The 17,022-nt window shown below is 70.2% G+C and carries 17 protein-coding genes; 13 read left to right on the top strand and 4 right to left on the bottom strand.

Going from position 1 to position 17,022, the window contains the following annotated elements; genetic code table 11:
* The first annotated feature begins 1 nt into the window (after window position 1).
* From BQ9890_RS04740 to trpD, 3 genes are all read left to right on the top strand, one after another.
* Window positions 2-1,009: an FKBP-type peptidyl-prolyl cis-trans isomerase gene (locus tag BQ9890_RS04740; RefSeq protein ID WP_075889760.1), complete on the top strand. Its 1,008-nt coding sequence runs from the start codon at window positions 2-4 to the stop codon at window positions 1,007-1,009.
* A gap of 121 nt (window positions 1,010-1,130) precedes the next feature.
* The gene (locus tag BQ9890_RS04735; protein ID WP_075889758.1) at window positions 1,131-1,523 is read left to right on the top strand and encodes a DNA-binding transcriptional response regulator; all 393 of its coding nucleotides are present in this window, start codon (window positions 1,131-1,133) and stop codon (window positions 1,521-1,523) included.
* Window positions 1,520-2,572 (top strand): anthranilate phosphoribosyltransferase, encoded by a 1,053-nt coding sequence (gene trpD, locus BQ9890_RS04730; RefSeq protein WP_407638872.1) that lies wholly within the window; start codon window positions 1,520-1,522, stop codon window positions 2,570-2,572. The genes BQ9890_RS04735 and trpD overlap by 4 nt, the downstream gene beginning before the upstream one ends.
* Before the next feature lie 126 nt (window positions 2,573-2,698).
* Here the strand turns inward: trpD and BQ9890_RS04725 are convergent, their stop codons facing one another.
* Together BQ9890_RS04725 and BQ9890_RS04720 are read right to left on the bottom strand one after the other, a co-directional pair.
* Window positions 2,699-2,977 (bottom strand): Lrp/AsnC family transcriptional regulator, encoded by a 279-nt coding sequence (locus tag BQ9890_RS04725; protein ID WP_075889756.1) that lies wholly within the window; start codon window positions 2,975-2,977, stop codon window positions 2,699-2,701.
* A gap of 91 nt (window positions 2,978-3,068) precedes the next feature.
* Window positions 3,069-4,805 (bottom strand): exonuclease domain-containing protein, encoded by a 1,737-nt coding sequence (locus BQ9890_RS04720; protein WP_075889754.1) that lies wholly within the window; start codon window positions 4,803-4,805, stop codon window positions 3,069-3,071.
* Between the two features lie 117 nt (window positions 4,806-4,922).
* On the opposite strand from BQ9890_RS04720, the gene BQ9890_RS04715 reads away from it, so the two are divergent.
* The 3 genes from BQ9890_RS04715 (at window position 4,923) to BQ9890_RS04705 (ending at window position 8,514) form a co-directional block, all read left to right on the top strand.
* Window positions 4,923-5,786, top strand: a complete 864-nt coding sequence (locus BQ9890_RS04715) for a lysophospholipid acyltransferase family protein (protein ID WP_075889752.1) — start codon at window positions 4,923-4,925, stop codon at window positions 5,784-5,786.
* 95 nt (window positions 5,787-5,881) lie between these two features.
* On the top strand, window positions 5,882-7,099 hold the full coding sequence (locus BQ9890_RS04710; protein ID WP_075889750.1) for a pyrophosphate--fructose-6-phosphate 1-phosphotransferase: 1,218 nt from the start codon (window positions 5,882-5,884) through the stop codon (window positions 7,097-7,099).
* A gap of 62 nt (window positions 7,100-7,161) precedes the next feature.
* A complete protein-coding gene (locus BQ9890_RS04705; RefSeq protein WP_075889748.1) occupies window positions 7,162-8,514 on the top strand; it encodes a class II 3-deoxy-7-phosphoheptulonate synthase in 1,353 nt (450 codons plus the stop codon).
* 135 nt (window positions 8,515-8,649) lie between these two features.
* On the opposite strand, the gene pknB is transcribed toward BQ9890_RS04705, so the two are convergent.
* Window positions 8,650-10,695 carry a Stk1 family PASTA domain-containing Ser/Thr kinase gene (gene pknB, locus BQ9890_RS04700; protein ID WP_407638871.1) on the bottom strand — a complete coding sequence of 682 codons (2,046 nt, stop codon included), beginning with the start codon at window positions 10,693-10,695 and terminating at the stop codon, window positions 8,650-8,652.
* 98 nt (window positions 10,696-10,793) lie between these two features.
* Between pknB and BQ9890_RS04695 the strand changes: the two genes are divergently transcribed.
* On the top strand, window positions 10,794-11,144 hold the full coding sequence (locus tag BQ9890_RS04695) for an Rv2175c family DNA-binding protein (protein WP_075889746.1): 351 nt from the start codon (window positions 10,794-10,796) through the stop codon (window positions 11,142-11,144).
* A gap of 18 nt (window positions 11,145-11,162) precedes the next feature.
* On the opposite strand, the gene BQ9890_RS04690 is transcribed toward BQ9890_RS04695, so the two are convergent.
* Window positions 11,163-12,269 (bottom strand): polyprenyl synthetase family protein, encoded by a 1,107-nt coding sequence (locus BQ9890_RS04690; RefSeq protein ID WP_075892733.1) that lies wholly within the window; start codon window positions 12,267-12,269, stop codon window positions 11,163-11,165.
* Between the two features lie 107 nt (window positions 12,270-12,376).
* On the opposite strand from BQ9890_RS04690, the gene BQ9890_RS04685 reads away from it, so the two are divergent.
* From BQ9890_RS04685 to BQ9890_RS04660, 6 genes are all read left to right on the top strand, one after another.
* Window positions 12,377-12,769 carry a universal stress protein gene (locus BQ9890_RS04685; protein ID WP_075889744.1) on the top strand — a complete coding sequence of 131 codons (393 nt, stop codon included), beginning with the start codon at window positions 12,377-12,379 and terminating at the stop codon, window positions 12,767-12,769.
* 102 nt (window positions 12,770-12,871) lie between these two features.
* Complete coding sequence (locus tag BQ9890_RS04680) at window positions 12,872-14,434, top strand: RNA polymerase sigma factor (protein WP_075889742.1); 1,563 nt, start codon at window positions 12,872-12,874, stop codon at window positions 14,432-14,434.
* 116 nt (window positions 14,435-14,550) lie between these two features.
* Window positions 14,551-15,456 carry a tyrosine-type recombinase/integrase gene (locus BQ9890_RS04675; protein WP_075889740.1) on the top strand — a complete coding sequence of 302 codons (906 nt, stop codon included), beginning with the start codon at window positions 14,551-14,553 and terminating at the stop codon, window positions 15,454-15,456.
* Window positions 15,457-16,187: 731 nt separating this feature from the next.
* Window positions 16,188-16,388: a hypothetical protein gene (locus BQ9890_RS04670; protein WP_230297820.1), complete on the top strand. Its 201-nt coding sequence runs from the start codon at window positions 16,188-16,190 to the stop codon at window positions 16,386-16,388.
* Window positions 16,385-16,666, top strand: coding sequence for a hypothetical protein (locus BQ9890_RS04665; protein WP_075889736.1), 282 nt, complete (start codon window positions 16,385-16,387; stop codon window positions 16,664-16,666). The genes BQ9890_RS04670 and BQ9890_RS04665 overlap by 4 nt, the downstream gene beginning before the upstream one ends.
* Window positions 16,663-17,016 (top strand): hypothetical protein, encoded by a 354-nt coding sequence (locus tag BQ9890_RS04660; protein WP_075889733.1) that lies wholly within the window; start codon window positions 16,663-16,665, stop codon window positions 17,014-17,016. Before BQ9890_RS04665 ends, BQ9890_RS04660 begins: the two co-directional genes overlap by 4 nt.
* Window positions 17,017-17,022: the final 6 nt, after the last annotated feature.

Genomic DNA, 17,022 nt, shown 5'->3' with positions numbered 1-17,022 from the left:
GATGACGAACCCCCTCAGGAAGGGCCTCGCCGTGTGCGCGGCCCTCGCGCTCTCGCTCGGCCTCGCGGCCTGTTCCTCCGACTCCCAGTCCGGCGAGTCCGGCGCGGAGTCGGGCTCCTCCCAGTCCGGCGAGGCGGCCCCCACGGTCGACCGTTCCGGGGACGCCAACTTCCCCGATGTGACGGGTGACTTCGGTGAGGAGCCGACGATCTCCGCCGGTTCCGGCACCGAGCCCACCCAGATATCCGCCAGGACCCTCTCCGAAGGCGACGGCGAGGAGATCTCCTCCGACGACTTCCTGCTCGTCAACTACGCCGGCGCCCTCTGGAACGGCAAGGTCTTCGACTCCTCGTTCACGAACGGGTCCCCGGCCGCGTTCGGGCTCAACCAGGTCATCGAGGGCTGGAAGTACGGCCTGGCGGAGCAGCACGTCGGCGACCGCGTCCAGCTGGTCATCCCCTCCGAGTGGGGGTACGGCGAGACCGGGTCGGGTGACGCCCAGAGCGGGGAGGAGGCAACGATCCCCGCCAATGCCACCCTGGTCTTCGTCGTCGACATCATCGACTCGGTGGACCCGAGTGACACCTCGGCCCTCGAGGACGCGACGCCCACCGACGACGAGCTGCCCAGTGGCATCAGTGTCGAGGGCGACCTCGGCTCCGAGCCGACGCTCACCTTCTCCGGCACCACCCAGCCCGAGGACTCCGAGACGACCCTGGCCACCGGCTCCGGTGAGGAGATCACGGACAGCGACTACGTCGTCTACCACGCCGTGGGTGGCTACTTCGGTGAGGACTCCGAGACGTCGGGGACCTGGCCGGACAACGCCCAGATGCTCTCCCCGGGTGTCACGGAGATGGTCGGCAAGACGGTGGGTAGCCGGGTCCTGATCGTCTACGGTCCGACAGCGGACGCCTCCCAGTCGGGTGCCACCGACGCGGAGACGAAGGCCACCGTCATGGTGGTCGACATCGTCGGTGTCCTGCACGACACCAGCGCCGAGGGCTGATCGGCTCCTCGCGCAGGTCCGGTGGGCGGGTCCTCCTCGGGGGACCCGCCCACCGGCGCATAGAATGGCCCCGTTGACCCGTGGGCGCCACGCGCGCGCCCCATTTCCCGGAGGAGTACACGTGAGCGACCAGACCGTTGGCGTCCTGCTGTACAGCGATGACATCGACACCCGCAGAGCCGTCATGGACGGCGTGGGACTGCGTCCTGGCAAGGATTCGCCCAAGGTCGAGTGGTCCCAGGCGGCCACTCCCGCGGGCGCCCTGGAGCTCATGCGCACCGGGCACTTCGCAGCCCTGGTGCTCGACGGGGAGGCCACCAAGGAGGGTGGGATGTCCTTGGCGAAGGAGATCTCGGAGACCTTCGACGACGTCCCCCCGGTGATCATCCTCACCGCGCGCCAGCAGGACGACTGGTTGGCGTCCTGGGCGGGAGCGACCGCCACCATCCCCGATCCCCTGGATCCCATCGTCCTCCAGGAGACCCTCGCCGCCGTGCTCGAGGGGGAGCTGTGACCAGCACCTGGGCAGAGGTCATGGGGGACGTCCTGGGCGGCCGGGACCTGGACCACGACACGGCGTACGCCGTCATGGACCAGGTGATGACCGGTGAGCTCGGGGACGTCCGTCTCGCGTCCTTCCTCACCGCCCTCACCTCCAAGGGGGCCAGCGTCTCCGAGGTCCACGGACTCGCGGCCGCCATGCAGGACCACGCGGAGCCGGTGGACGTTCCCCAGGACGCGCTCGACATCGTCGGCACGGGCGGCGACCGCGCGCGCACGGTGAACATCTCCACCATGTCGGCCGTCGTGCTGGCCGGCGCCGGGGTGCCCGTGGTCAAGCACGGCAACCGCGCCTCCGCCTCCGCCTCCGGCTCCGCGGACGTGCTCGAGGCCCTGGGCCTCAACCTGGACCTTCCCCCGGAGCGGGTCGGGGAGGTCTTCGACCGGGTCGGCATCACCTTCCTGTTCGCGAAGACGTTCCACCCCTCCATGCGCTACGCGGCGGGAGTGCGCAGGCAACTGCCCTTCCCCACGGTGTTCAACGTGCTCGGACCCCTGACGAACCCGGCCCGTCCGGCAGCTTCCGCGGTCGGTGTCGCCCAGGCCCCCAACGCACCCCTCATGGCGGGCGTGTTCGCCGAGCGTGGCTCCTCGGCCCTGGTGTTCCGGGGTGCGGAGCGCGGGTTGGACGAGCTCACGACCATCGAACCCAGTCAGGTCTGGTCGGTCGCCGGGGGAGTGGTGGAGTACAGCGAGTTCGACGCCGTGGACGCATTCGGCTTCGAGCGTGCGACTGTCACCGACCTCGAGGGTGGCAGCGCCGCGGAGAACGCGCAGGTGGCGCGCGACATCCTGGCGGGTGCAGGCGGCCCCGTGCGTGACGCGGTCCTGCTGAACACGGCTGCGGGGATCGCCGCGTACGCGCTGTCCCAGGAGCCCGGGCTCCTGGCCACGGACGTGGTCACCCAGCTCGCGGTGGGCATCGAGCGGGCAGCTGAGGCGATCGACTCCGGGTCGGCCGCAGAGGTCCTGCAGCGCTGGATCGAGGAGACCAACCGCTGAGGAGCCCTGCCCCGGGCGCCCCGACGGGGGACCGGCGTGGATGGTTCCGGGAGGGTGTCCGCCTGCGGGCGGGCACCCTCCCGGTCCACGGTGCCGGTGCAGGGTCGCGACGGGGTACGACCCGCGTCACTCCAGACCGAGGTGGAATGCCTCCTCGAGGTCCGTGCTGGAGAAGGAGCGGAAGGCGATGTGGGTGCGCATGGAGCGCACGCCCTCGACCTTGCCGAGGCGGTCGGAGACGACCGTCGCCAGGTCGTCGTACTCGCGTACACGGACCAGGGCGACGAGGTCGATGTCCCCGGTGACGGAGTAGACCTCGCTGACGCCGTCCAGGTCTGCGATGGCCTGGGCGACCTCGGGAATGCGGTCGACGTCTGCACTGATGAGGACGATGGCGGTGAGCATGGGTTTCCTTCCCGCGTCGGAGAACTTCCTGTACCGATCATCCCACGTCCCGGGCCCGGGGATGCGAGGCACGTGCGCGATCCCGTCCCCCTCACGCCCCCCGACGCCCGGCGAGGTCCAGGTTGGCCAGCAGGCGTGTGCGCGCCAGCGGTGAGTCCACCGGTGCCGCCAGGGGAACCTCGCCCTCCCAGTGCACCAGGCGCGTGCCCGCCTCCGTGACGGAGTCCGTGAGGAGACGGACCTCCTCCCAGGTGGTGCCGGCCAGGAAGACGGGCGGTCGGGGCAGGGGCTCCTCGGAGAGGAGGGACTCCACCCACGGCAGGGGAGAGGTCCGGGGAGGCGTCGAGACCGTGCGCACCAGCCTCCCCCAGGAGGAGCAGTGGAGGGTCCAGCCGCCGTCGTCCAGGTGCTGCGCCCAGACCACCCGGCGCGCCGCAGCCATCGGCACGACGTCCGCGCGCCGCTGCAGACCCGACAGGTAGGCCGCGAGCAGTCCCCGCCACCTCGTGGCCCCCTCGAAGTCCTCCACCTCGGAGGCACTCGCCATGCGCCCCAGCAGGCAGTCCACGACCCCGCAGTGCTCGCCGCGCAGGGCGCCCCCCAGCTCCGATGCGCGCTGCGGGTCCGTGCGGGCGGAGGGCCCGGCCAGTGGTGCGTCCCCATCGTGCGCATAGGTCGCCTGGAGTGCGTCGCGCGCACGACCGGCGTGCGAGGACCCCCGGAAGGGGCCCAGGGCGTCCAGGGCGTCGTCAGCCCCCACCACCGGTACCACGTCCACGGACCCTCCCCGGCGCACGACCCACATGGTGCGGTCCTGGTGGGTGGAGGCGGAGTTGAACATCGGGTGCAGGGTCCGGATGGCCCGCAGCTCCTCGACGCGGGCATCCAGGAGGGTGGACGTGGGGGTGACCTGCACGTCGGCGGTCACGTCGAGCATCCGACGCACCTTGGCGCGGGTCTCCGAGGCGGTGAAGTACGAGCGCACCCGGGAGCGCAGGTTCGTCGCGGAGCCCACGTAGAGGGGCGCCCCCGCAGCATCGAGGAAGCGGTAGACACCCGGGGAACGCGGCAGGTCGTCCGCGAGGGCGACGCGGCGACGACGCCGGGTGGGGACGGGTGCCCCCACCGTCGAGACGTCCTCGATGGTGCGCACCCCCAGGGGCGCCAGCACGTCGATGAGTCCGCGCAGGACCTCCACCGTGGTGCGTGCATCCCCCAGGGCACGGTGCCGGTCCTGGTCGGAGGTGGAGAAGTGCCCGGCGAGGGTGGCCAGTCGGTGGTTGCGCACCAGGGGCCGCGGCAGCGCGATGCGGGCCAGGGCCAGGGTGTCGACCACGCGTGGGGCGGGCCAGTCGTGACCGGTGCTGCGAGCGGCGCGTCTCAGGAAGCCGACGTCGAAGGGGGCGTTGTGGGCGACCAGCACGCAGGAGGGAGTGGGCAGCGCGAACCCGGAGGCATCCTCCAGACCCGCCCACCTCGCGAAGTCGGCGTAGGCACGGTCGATGGTGGGTTGGCCCCGGAGCATCGAGGTCGTGATCCCGGTGAGTGCGGTGATGCGGGGGGAGATGGGTTCCCCGGGGTCCACCAGGGTCTGGAACTCGTCCACCACGTCCCCGCCGCGCACCCTCACCGCACCGATCTCCGTGATGGAGGCCGATGCGCCGATACCGGTGGTCTCCAGGTCCACGACCACCCACTCCACGTCCTCCAGGGGCGTGCCCAACTGGTCCAGACCCACCTGGACACCGATGGGGACGGCCTCGGTGAGGCGCGTGGCGACCTCACGTGAGGCGACGGCGGGACGCTGACCCGGAGGGGGCGCGTTCACGCGCCCTCCCACCCGGGTACGACGGGACCGGCCGCGCCATGTGGCGTCGAAGCGGTCCCGGACGTCATAGGGTGGATCCTAGTTCGTCCGTACCCGGGGGAGTCATCAGGAGGATCCGTGGGTTTCTACCAGGCTCTGAAGGCCACTGGCGGTCCGGTGCTGCGCACCGCCTACAAGCCGTGGATCCGCGGCAAGGAGAACGTGCCCACCGAGGGGCCCGCGATCCTGGCCTCGAACCACAATGCGGTGTGGGACTCGGTGTTCCTGCCCATGATGCTCGACCGTGAGGTCGTCTTCATGGGCAAGGCCGACTACTTCACCGGGACCGGTGTCAAGGGCTGGGCCACCAAGGAGTTCATGCGGGCCGTCGGCACCATTCCCGTGGACCGCTCGGGGGGTCGCGCCTCCGAGGCGGCGCTGAAGGCGGGCCTCGACCGGCTGGCACGCGGTGAGCTCTTCGGGATCTACCCCGAGGGCACGCGCAGCCCCGACGGTCGCCTCTACCGGGGCAAGACCGGCGTGGCGCGCCTCGCACTCCTCTCGGGAGCCCCCGTGCTCCCCGTGGCCATGATCGGCACACACGCGGCGCAACCGATCGGGCAGAAGGTGCCCTCGCGCACCAACATCGGCATGGTCATCGGCAAGCCCCTGGACTTCTCCCGTTACCGGGGGCTGTCCAAGGACCGCTACGTCCTGCGCGCCATCACCGACGAGATCATGTACAACCTCATGCTCCTGTCGGGCCAGGAGTACGTGGACCTCTACGCCGCCGATGTCAAGGCGAAGATGGCGGAGGAGGGCACCTTCGAGGGGCCCGTCCCCACCAACGGACGCCCCGCCCCGGGTGGGCGCGTCGCCCCCGAGGTCGAGGTGCCCGGACCCCCGGAGGAACCGGACCGGGACGCCGCGGCGGACGAGGCCCCCGGGGAGGGCGCTGCGCCGGAGGAGGCCGCGGCGGACACGGACCGTCCGCAGGACTGACGTCGCCCTCGTCCCCCCTGCGACTGCCGCTAGACTGGCCACGGTCAATTGCGGGTGTTCCTCGCCCGTCGTACTCCCGTGAAAGGTGCCCCTCCATGTCGGTCCGTCGTGTCGCCCTGCTCACCGCCGGTGGTTTCGCCCCCTGCCTCTCCTCCGCCGTGGGTGGTCTCATCGAGCGCTACACCGAGATCGACCCGGACGTCGAGATCATCGCCTACCAGTACGGCTACCACGGCCTGCTCACCGGGAACTACGTGGTCGTCGACGACCAGGCCCGCCGTGACGCCGCCATCCTCCACCGCTTCGGCGGCTCGCCCATCGGCAACTCGCGCGTCAAGCTGACCAACGCCAAGAACCTCGTGGAGCGCGGACTCGTCAAGGAGGGGGAGAACCCCCTGGAGGTCGCGGCCGAGCAGCTGCGGCGCGACGGTGTCGACGTCCTGCACACCATCGGCGGGGACGACACGAACACCACCGCCGCCGACCTGGCCGCCTACCTGGAGGAGCACGACTACCACCTCACCGTCGTCGGCCTGCCCAAGACCATCGACAACGACATCATCCCGATCCGCCAGTCCCTCGGTGCCTGGACCGCGGCGGAGGAGGCCTCCGTCTTCGCCCAGCACGTCATCGGGGAGCACCGCTCCAACCCGCGCATGCTCATCGTCCACGAGGTCATGGGACGCAACTGCGGGTACCTGACCGCGCAGTCCGCGGCCGACTACCACGAGTGGGTCGGCAAGCAGGAGTGGGCGCCCTCCATCGGACTGACCCCCGAGCGCTGGGACGTCCACGCCGTCTTCCTGCCCGAGCTCGCCATCGACATCGAGGGCGAGGCCGCACGTCTGCGCGGGGTCATGGACGAGATCGGCAACGTCAACATCTTCCTCTCCGAGGGCGCGGGCGTGCCCGAGATCATCGCGGAGAAGGAGGCACGCGGCGAGGAGGTCGAGCGCGACCCCTTCGGCCACGTGAAGCTCGACACCATCAACCCCGGACAGTGGTTCGCCAAGCAGTTCGCGGAGCGCATCGGTGCGGAGAAGGTCATGGTCCAGAAGTCCGGGTACTTCTCCCGCGCCTGGCACGCCAACGCCGACGACCTCCGTCTCATCAAGTCGATGACCGACCTGGCCGTCGAGTGCGCCCTCAAGGGTGAGTCCGGCGTGATCGGCCACGACGAGGAGAACGGCGACCGGCTCAGCGCCATTGCCTTCCCGCGCATCGCGGGCGGCAAGGCCTTCGACATCTCCCAGCAGTGGTTCCTGGACCTCATGACGGGCATCAACCAGCCCGTCGTGCCCGCGCACCGGTGAGCGCCCGGCTGCCCTGGAGGGGCGCGACCGGCGGGGGTGGACAACCGCCCCTGCGCCAGGAGATGCCCGAGCTGTGGGAGACCGTGGCGCCCGAGACGGCCCCGTGGGACACGTGGCGCTCACACCCGGCCCTCCAGCAGCCGACGTACCCCGACGAGGCCGAGGTGCGGGCGGTGACCGCCGACCTGCGCTCCCGCCCGCCCCTGGTCTTCGCGGGCGAGGTCGACGACCTGCGTGCGGACCTGGCTGCTGCGGGTCGCGGCGAGGCCTTCGTCCTCACGGGCGGTGACTGCGCGGAGACCTTCGTGGAGTCCACCGCGGACCACCTGCGCCTCAAGATCCAGACGCTGCTGCAGATGGCGGTCGTGCTGACCTACGGTGCCTCCCTGCCCGTCGTCAAGATCGGACGGATCGCGGGCCAGTACGCCAAGCCGCGTTCCTCCGACATGGAGACGCGCGGGGAGGTCGTGCTGCCCTCCTACCGGGGGGACGCCGTGAACTCCCACGAGTTCACCGCCGAGGCGCGCACCCCGGACCCGCACCGCCTGATGGAGACCTACCAGCACGCCGCCGCGTCGCTGAACCTCATCCGGGCGTTCACGAAGGGCGGGTACGCCGACCTGCGCCTGGTCCACCACTGGAACCGCGGCTTCACCCAGAACCCCGCCTACTCCCGCTACGAGTCCCTGGCGGAGGAGATCCACCGTGCGGTGAAGTTCATGGAGGCCGCCGGGGCGGACTTCGACTCCCTGCGCGAGGTCGACCTCTACAGCTCCCACGAGGCCCTGCTCCTGGAGTACGAGTCCGCGATGACCCGCATCGACTCGCGCACGGGCGACCCCTACGACACCTCGGGGCACTTCCTGTGGGTGGGCGAGCGCACGCGCGACCTCGACGGTGCGCACATCGAGCTGCTCAGCCGGGTGCGCAACCCGATCGGGGTGAAGCTCGGTCCGGGGAGCTCGCCCCAGGACGTCGTCGCCCTCATGGACCGGTTGAACCCGGAGGGGGAGCCGGGCCGTCTGACCTTCATCACCCGCATGGGGGCGGGGCGCATCCGTGAGCTGCTGCCCCCGCTGCTGGAGGCGGTCAAGGCGGACGGGCGTCCTGTCACGTGGACGACCGACCCCATGCACGGCAACACGATCACCTCCTCGACGGGGTACAAGACCCGGTCCTTCGAGACGGTCATGGACGAGGTCAGGGGCTTCTTCGAGGCCCACGACCAGGTCGGGACCGTTCCCGGGGGGATCCACGTGGAACTCACCGGCGACGACGTCACCGAGGTGATCGGCGGGTCCGAGCAGTTGGACGAGTCCTCGTTGGAGGAACGCTACGAGACCTTGGTGGACCCGAGGCTCAACCACCAGCAGTCCCTCGAGATGGCCTTCCAGGTCGCCGAACTGCTGCGTTGACGCGGCCCGCCCGCCGGGCGCTCCCGGACCCACAGGTGGTCGAGGTCGGGGGCGCCCGTGCGGCGACGGGGTGTGGTGCGCGCGCCGCAGTTCCGGTGTGCCGGGGAGCGGTCGCAGACCGGGTGGGACCCCGACTCAGATGACGGTGACCGTCACCGTGGAGCCCTTGGGCACCGAGGTGCCACCGGCGGGGTCGGTCTGGCGGACGGTGCCGAAGTACCCGCCGAGGATGCGTTCCACCGAGACCTGGAACCCCTGGTCCTCCAGTGCCCGCCGGGCCTCGTCGAGCTGCTTGCCGATCACTTCGGGGACCTCCACCATCTCGGGACCCTTCGAGACGACGTAGTCGACGGGGTCCCCGCGGTGCAGGGTGGATCCGGCAGCCGTGGTCTGGGAGATGACGACCCCCTTCTCCACGGTGTCGGAGAACGCCTCGGAGGGCTGGGACACCAGGCCGAGCCCGTCCAGGGCCTGGGCGGCCTCGTCCCCGGACTTCCCCGTGAGGTCGGGGACGGCGATCGGTTCACGTCCCCGGGAGACGGTCAGGTCCACCGCGGTGTCGTGGGGCAGGCTCGTGCCCGGGTCCTCCGACTGGGAGATGACCAGCCCCTCCTGGACCTCCTCGGAGTACTCCTGGGAGACGGTCCCCACGGACAGGCCCACGTCCGACAGCGCCGTGCGGGCATCGGCCTCCGCATCACCCACGACGTCGGGCACGGTCCGCATGTCGACACCCTTGGAGACGACCAGCTTCACCTCGACGTCCTTGTGGACGGCCTGGCCCCCGACGGGGTCGGAGTCGATGACGACCCCGGAGGCGACGGTGTCGGAGAACTCCTCGGTGGTCGTCGAGGCGAGCCCGACCGCCTGCAGGTCCGATGTCGCGGCGGCGGCGTTGCGTCCGGCCACCACGGGCATCTCGACGTAGGAACCGGGACCGTACTGCGCCCACCACCACCAGCCCCCACCCCCTCCGGCGAGGAGGAGGACCACCAGCAGGACGAGGAGGGTGCGTACCCCGGAACGGTGGCCCCTCGCCGGGGCGGCGGGGACCGATCCCGAGGCGTGGACCACGACCTGCGAGGTCGACGCCGTGGGCACCGGACCCGAGACGTGTCCCGGAAGGGGGGAGGTGGCCGTGCCCGGGGTGATCGCTGCCGTCATCGTGGACGTCGAGGCGGGCGAGCCCACGGTGGGGACGACCGCCGCCCGGCGGTGGGCGATCTCCGCGGGCAGGGAGGCTCGGGTGCGGGCCACCAGTTCGAGTGCCTCGCGCGTGTCCGCGGGACGCTCATCGGGATCACGGGCGGCGAGTGCGGCCACGAGGTCGTCCACCTCACGTGGGATCCAGGGTTCGTCACGGGAGGGGAGCGGGATGTCGTCGTGGACATGTGAGTACGCCATGCGGATGGGGCTCTCCCCGTCCCAGGGGACCCGCCCGGTGAGCATCTCGTCGAGCATGATGCCCACGGAGTAGATGTCGGTGCGGGCGTCGGTGGTGCCCGTCGTGGCGATCTCCGGGGCCATGTAGGCGACCGTGCCCAGCATCGACCCCGTGGTCGACATGGAGACCTCGGAAGCTGCGCGCGCCAGGCCGAAGTCGGTGACGCGGACCGGCCCCTCGGCCGGGACCAGCACGTTCTCCGGTTTGATGTCGCGGTGGATGACTCCGGCGCGGTGGGCGGCCTGGAGGGCCTCGAGGACCTCCTGCGTGTAGCGCAGCGCCTGGGCGACGGTGAAGGCACCCTGGGAGCGCAGGAGGGTGCGCAGGTTGGGTCCCTCGATGAGTTCCATCACGAGGAACCCCTGGCCGTGCACGACCCCCTGGTCGAACACGGAGACCACACCGGGGTGGACGATGCGCGCGGCGGCGCGTGCCTCGCGCCGGAAGCGGGAGACGAAGTCCGTGGACTCCGCGAGGTGGGGGTGCATGACCTTCAGGGCGACGGGCCGGTCGAGGCGTTCGTCCTCGGCGACGTAGACGGTGGCCATCCCGCCCCGGGCCAGGCGGGAGAGGATCCGGTAGCGCCCGTCGACGAGGAGCCCGATGAGCGGGTCGGTGAGGGTGGTGGCCCCGGTGGGTCCGGTCGACGTCGGCGGAGCGGGGGGAGCAGCCGTGGACCCGTCCGTGGGCACGGAGGAGTCCGGGCTGGTGGGGGCGCTCGGACCGGGTGTGCTCACGTCTCGGATTCTACGTGACACGTCGTGGGGCCCCGGCGGAGGGCACGCCGCCACCCGTGGCCCGCGGGTGGCCCGCCCGACGTCGTAGGCTGGTGGGCATGGATTCACCGACTTCCCTCCTCACGATCGACGAGGCCGCACGCCTGCTGGGCATCGAGCCGCGCCGCATCAAGCAGCTCGTGCGTGACCGTCAGCTCTTCCTGGTCACGGCCCCCGACGGGTCGCGGGCAGTGCCCGCCGAGATCATCACCCGGGGCGAGAACGGGTGGGAACCGCTGTGGAACCTGCCCGGCACCCTCACCCTGCTCTCCGACGGCGGCTTCTCCGAGGACGAGGCCGTCTCCTGGCTCTACACCGTGCGCGAGGAACTCGGCGGCACGCCGATGGAGGCACTCCTGGCGGGACGCCACCACCTCGTCAACACGATTGCCGGGACGCTCGCCTTCTGAGTCCGCCCCTCGGGCTCCTCAGGCCTCGCGGCGCGTGAGCAGGTCACCCAGGTCCGCGAGGAGTGCGCTCACGCGTGCGTCCAGTCCCGAGTCCGCCAGCTCCCGTGCACCCCGGGAGACGAGCTCGTCGATGAGCTCCTCGTGGGGCCCCCGACCGTACTCCTCGACGATCCCCACCATGCGTGACAGGAGCTGGGGGCTGGTGTCGGTGTGGCCCAGACCCGCGGCGAGTTCGACGCGTGCGGCGCGGGGGGCCCGCGCCCAGGTGAGGGCGAGCAGGGGGGTGCGCTTGCCCTCCAGCAGGTCGCTCCCCGTCGGTTTCCCCGTGGCCGAGAGGTCACCGAAGACCCCCAGGTCGTCGTCGCGCAGCTGGAAGGCCGTGCCCCAGGGGCCCGCGACCCGCTCGACGGTCGCGACCAGGGTCGGGTCCCCGCCCCCGGCGATGACACCCAGGGCCAGGGGGTGGACCACGCTGTAGCGGGCAGACTTGCGACGCACGACCTCGAGTGCCGCCCCCAGTGGGACGGCCTCGTCGTCGTCGGCGTCCAGGGGGACCTGTTCCGCGCGGACGTCCAGGTACTGCCCCAGGGCCACCTCTGCGTGCATGAGCGTGAAGCGTGTGAGCACCTCGCTGCCCCGTCCGGGGGGGAGCTCGCGTGCGGCGCCGGCGACGGTGTGGTCGGCCGCGGAGAGGAGGAGGTCTCCCAGGAGGATGGCTGCAGCGGCTCCGTAGTCCTGCGCCGAACCCCGCCAGCCCGAGGCCCGGTGGGAGGAGGCGAGGGCGACGTGGGGGGTGGGCCGTCCACGGCGCGTGTCGGAATGGTCGACGAGGTCGTCATGGGCGAGGGCGGAAGCCTGGTAGAGCTCCAGGGCAGCGGCCAGTGCGTCGAGGTCGTCCTCGCCCGGATCCCGGCCGTCGGCGATGGCGGCGCCGATGAGGGCGAAGGAGCCCCTCAGTCGTTTGCCTCCCTCGATGGTGGTGAAAGCCGCTTCCACCAGCGGCTCCAGGAGGGGGGAGGGTCCGAGCTCGTCCAGGGTCCTGTGCAGGGCCGCGCGGGTCGCCAGGTCGATGCGGTGGGCGATCGCTGCACGGTCGGGTCGGGTCTGCCCGGCGGTGGAGGTCATGGCGTCAGGGTAGTCGACCGCACCGGGGCCGTCCGGGTGGCGTCGCTGCGGCAACGGGGGCGCCGCGCACTCCTATCATGGTGGGAATCCCGGATCTCGGAGGAAGCATGGCCATCGTTCTCAGCTACCACGGCAACCGCGAGTCGGAGGTCGCCCTCCAGGAGGCCCTCAGGGTGGCGCACGAGAGCAGGTCGCGCCTGGTGGTCGTCCTGGCGAGGAGGGACGACGAGGAGGACCCGCGCACCGTCGGGGACGCGGAGGACAGGCTCTGGTCCCACCTCGGCCAGGCGGACGTCCCCTTCGAGATCCGTCACACCGAGCCCGGGCAGGACGTGGCCGACGCCGTGCTCGATGCCGTGGAGGCCGTCGGCGCCCAGGCGGTGGTCCTGGGCCTGCGCCCCGGTGGCTCCGCGCACACGACGGTCGGCCCGAACGCCTCCCGGATCCTCCTGGACGCTCCCTGTCCGGTGATCACGACCACGTACCGTCCCGAGGTGTGAGCGCCGGCGCGCAAGCTCTGGGAGAAGTTCCGGGGGCCGCGGATTATAATTGCAACCAGTCCTCCGACGCCACCCCCCGGAACACCTGAGAAAGGGATACGTGTGACTGCATCCCGCGCTGCCTCGTCCCGCACTGCCACGACCACCCCGACCGCTTCCCCGGAGGAGGCGAACACCGGGGCACAGGCACCCGACACCGCGAAGACCCGCAAGCGGACCGCCGCCGCGAAGAAGACCACTGCACCGAGGAAGGGCAACTCCACGAAGAAGACCGCTGCCACGAAGAAGACCTCCGCCACGGAGAAGGCCGATGCGGCCTCGGCTGCGCAGTCCACTGAGGGGACGACATCCGCATCGGGTGCGAAGAAGGCCCCGGCGAGCAGGAAGTCCACCGCCAGGAAGGCCCCGGCGAAGAGGTCCACCTCCAGGAAGTCCACCGCCAAGAAGGCCTCAGCTCCCACCACCTCGAAGAAGGGCCACAAGGCGGACCCGGAGGTCGAGGAGACCGTCGAGGACCTCGACGTCGATGTCGTCGAGGACGACTCCGACGACCTCCACACCACGGAGTCCACCGGCGAGGACACCGCCGAGGACCCGTCCGAGGACTCCGAGGACTCCGAGGACGACGCCCCGGAGGACGCCAAGGGCCCACGTGCCAAGGTCACCCCCGTGACCGTCAAGGCGAAGGGCGGGTTCGTCGTCTCCGACTCCGATGACACCGACGAGCCGGTCCAGCAGGTGACCGTCGCGGGCGCGACCGCCGACCCCGTCAAGGACTACCTCAAGCAGATCGGCAAGGTCTCCCTGCTGAACGCCGAGCAGGAGGTCGACCTGGCGCGGCGCATCGAGGCCGGGCTGTACGCCGAGTACAAGCTCAAGAACGAGGCCGACTCCATGACCTCGAAGCAGCGCCGTGAGCTGCACTTCATCGCCCAGGACGGCCAGAACGCGAAGAACCACCTGCTGGAGGCGAACCTCCGACTGGTCGTCTCCCTGGCCAAGCGCTACACGGGGCGCGGCATGCAGTTCCTCGACCTCATCCAGGAGGGGAACCTCGGCCTGATCCGCGCGGTGGAGAAGTTCGACTACACCAAGGGCTACAAGTTCTCCACCTACGCCACGTGGTGGATCCGGCAGGCCATCACCCGCGCCATGGCGGACCAGGCGCGCACCATCCGCATCCCCGTCCACATGGTCGAGGTCATCAACAAGCTGGCCCGCGTCCAGCGCCAGATGCTCCAGGACCTCGGGCGTGAGCCCACGCCCGAGGAGCTCGCCAAGGAACTCGACATGACCGCGGAGAAGGTCGTGGAGGTCCAGAAGTACGGGCGCGAGCCCATCTCCCTGCACACCCCCCTCGGCGAGGACGGGGACTCCGAGTTCGGTGACCTCATCGAGGACTCCGAGGCGATCGTTCCCGCCGACGCCGTCTCCTTCACCCTGCTCCAGGAGCAGCTCCACCGGGTGCTCGACACCCTCTCGGAGCGCGAGGCCGGGGTCGTCTCCATGCGATTCGGGCTGGGGGACGGTCAGCCCAAGACCCTCGACGAGATCGGCAAGGTCTACGGCGTCACGCGTGAGCGCATCCGCCAGATCGAGTCCAAGACGATGTCGAAGCTGCGCCACCCCTCCCGTTCACAGGTGCTGAGGGACTACCTGGACTGAGAACGTGTCCGGTGCAGGACTCGGAGGCCCATGATTTCAACGCTTTCGGGTCCTGACATCGGACACGCTACCACGGCACAGCGCTTCAGGTCCAGATATTTGGTATCGTGTCGGGTGTGAGCAAGGACCGGGGAACCGTAGACCTGGAGGCGGAGCTCGACCTCTGGCAGGTCAGTCTCCGCGCCCAGCACAAGTCATCGGCGACCGTGAAGTCCTACCGGGCCGGTGTGCGCGCCTTCCTCGACTACTGCGCCGACGAGGGCGTGCCTGCCGTCCTGGACAAGCACACCGTGTCCGCCTTCACCGCGTGGCTCCTGGACCAGGGGCGCGAGCCTGCCACGGCAACGGCCCGACAACTGGCCGTGCGTCGCTTCTCCGCATGGCTCACCGCCGAGGAGGTCCTGGACCGCGACGAACTGGTGGGGATGCGTGCCCCGAAACTCGACCAGAAGATCATCGAGCCTTTGACCGAGACCGAGATCAAGGCGCTCTTGAAGGCGTGCCGCGGGAAGGATCTGCGCGACAAGCGTGACGAGGCCGTGGTCCGCCTCATGCTGGAGACCGGACTGCGCGCGGGTGAGACTGCGGAGATCCGACTCTCCGACACCGACCTGACCCACGGGACCGCGATCGTTCGACGCGGTAAGGGCGGGAAGGGGCGCGTGGTCCCCTTCGGTGCCCAGACGGGGCAGGCGATCGGGCGCTACCTGCGCCTTCGCCGCACACACCGCCTCGCGTCCACCGACGCCCTGTGGCTGGGGGACCGGGGCAAGGAGTTCCACTACGACGCCCTGCACAAGGCTCTCAGTGGACGGGCACAGACGGCTGGCATCCCACGCTTCCACCCGCACCTCCTGCGCCACACGGCAGCGAACCGGTGGCTGGCGGCCGGGGGATCGGAGCAGGGACTCATGGCCGTCGCCGGATGGTCGGAGCCGTCCATGCTGCAGCGATACACCAGGGCCCGCGCATCAGAACGCGCCGTGGCCGAGGCTCGGAACTTGAACCTGGGGGACCTGTGACGGATCAACGTGTCGATCTCGGGCAAGCCGAGGAGAATGCACAGGAGATCCTCGCCGGTGTGAAGGCAGGGACCTTTCGGGAGCTTCGAGGCTCCGCCATCACCTGCATTTGCAAGCCCGGGAGGGGGCGACGGCTTGCAAGGTTCTTTGTCGGTCCCGACGATGATGGGGTGATTGGAACCTGGTACCTCATTTCTCGGTACCGGATGAAGGGGCGGACACTTCCTGCTTGGGCAGCTCCGGTTGATCGTGGGCATGAGATAACGGGGTTCTGGCCAAGCGCAGTTGCAGTGTGCCCGGACTGTCGTCGTGGGTGGGCCATTATCCCGTCGGCATATGCCGCCGCTGAGGTATCCGTCGGTGGTGCGTTGATCATGCGGGCGGGACCGAACGCAGGACGGCCATGGGCGGTAGGTGATTCGACTGAGACGTTCGAGATCGTCGGCGAACCCACCCCGGGCCCAGCTGGGTCAAGGATTGTCCCTCTCGGGCCCGTGACACGCGGGAGCATTGTCGATGGATGACAGCACACCGTAGCGGGTGTAGTGTCAAGCGCATAGGCCCCGGGGGTTCCCGGAAGGACTGCGAGACGGGCGCCGCAGACTAGACCGAGAGGTCAGTCTGCCATGTCATCAGACACTCGTAGTCTCACAGCGAGCATTGCAGCTCACGAATCATGGGCCCACACACCGGATCGTTCCGCCCGTACCGCACCCGCGCGCGCAGCCCTCATGGCGAAGTTCGAGCGCGAGGTGGACCCGGAAGGCCTCCTCGACCCTGCCGAGCGAGCAATTCGTGCCGAGCATCTCCGTAAGGCCTACTTCCAGCGCCTCGCCCTGAAGTCCGCCAAGGCGCGCCGTGCGCGCAAGGTGGTTGCGGAAGGCGAAGCCGCCGAGCGCGAGCTCGCCACCCTCGGGGGTGACGCAGCTTGATCGGCGCAAATGAAATCCGCCCCGGCTGGGAGACCGAGGCGGACCGAGATGTTCACGGGCAGGCGAACACTTCCAGTGTACCCGCCGCTGATCGTCTCGCCCAGTACGTCCAGGGCGCCTTCGTCGTTGTGGTCGAGGTCGGCGAGGACCGCCTGCGTCGCCGCGTGTTCCTGAACCTGCCCAGTGCCCAGCGTGCAGCCGAGCGCGCCCAGGATCGCGGCCACGCCGCCGTCGTTGCCCTTGCCCGCCTCGACGTGGTGGGGGTGATCTCCGAATGAGCAGCCTGTTCGAGCAGCTGCACGCGGTCCTCGGTCCCGACTACCGGGGTCTCATCAATCGCGTGGTGACCTACGCCTACGAGGTCGGTCGCTCCAGTGCCTTCGAGGACGTGCGTGTCGTGCACGTCATCACGGATGACTACCAGCGCGGCTACAGCGACGCGGTGGCGGACATGGCAGCGGCCCAGCGTGAGCAGGTGCGTATCGCCCGTGAGGCGGCCTCTGGGGTCTCCTGGAGCGCCCTGTGCGACCTCCGAGGTGACCGTGAGCGTGCGGCCCTGGCACGAGCCCAGGAGGAGCGCATCGCCGCCATGCCCAGCCCGACCGAGGTTGGGGGGTGGGCAGCGTGAGTACGC

Origin of the sequence: Actinomyces provencensis (genome assembly GCF_900155435.1) — a bacterium.
In the GTDB taxonomy this organism is placed as follows: Bacteria; Actinomycetota; Actinomycetes; order Actinomycetales; family Actinomycetaceae; genus Pauljensenia; species Pauljensenia provencensis.
The sequence above is the reverse complement of the archived record's forward strand: the minus strand, read 5'-3'. Positions and strand labels throughout refer to the sequence as shown.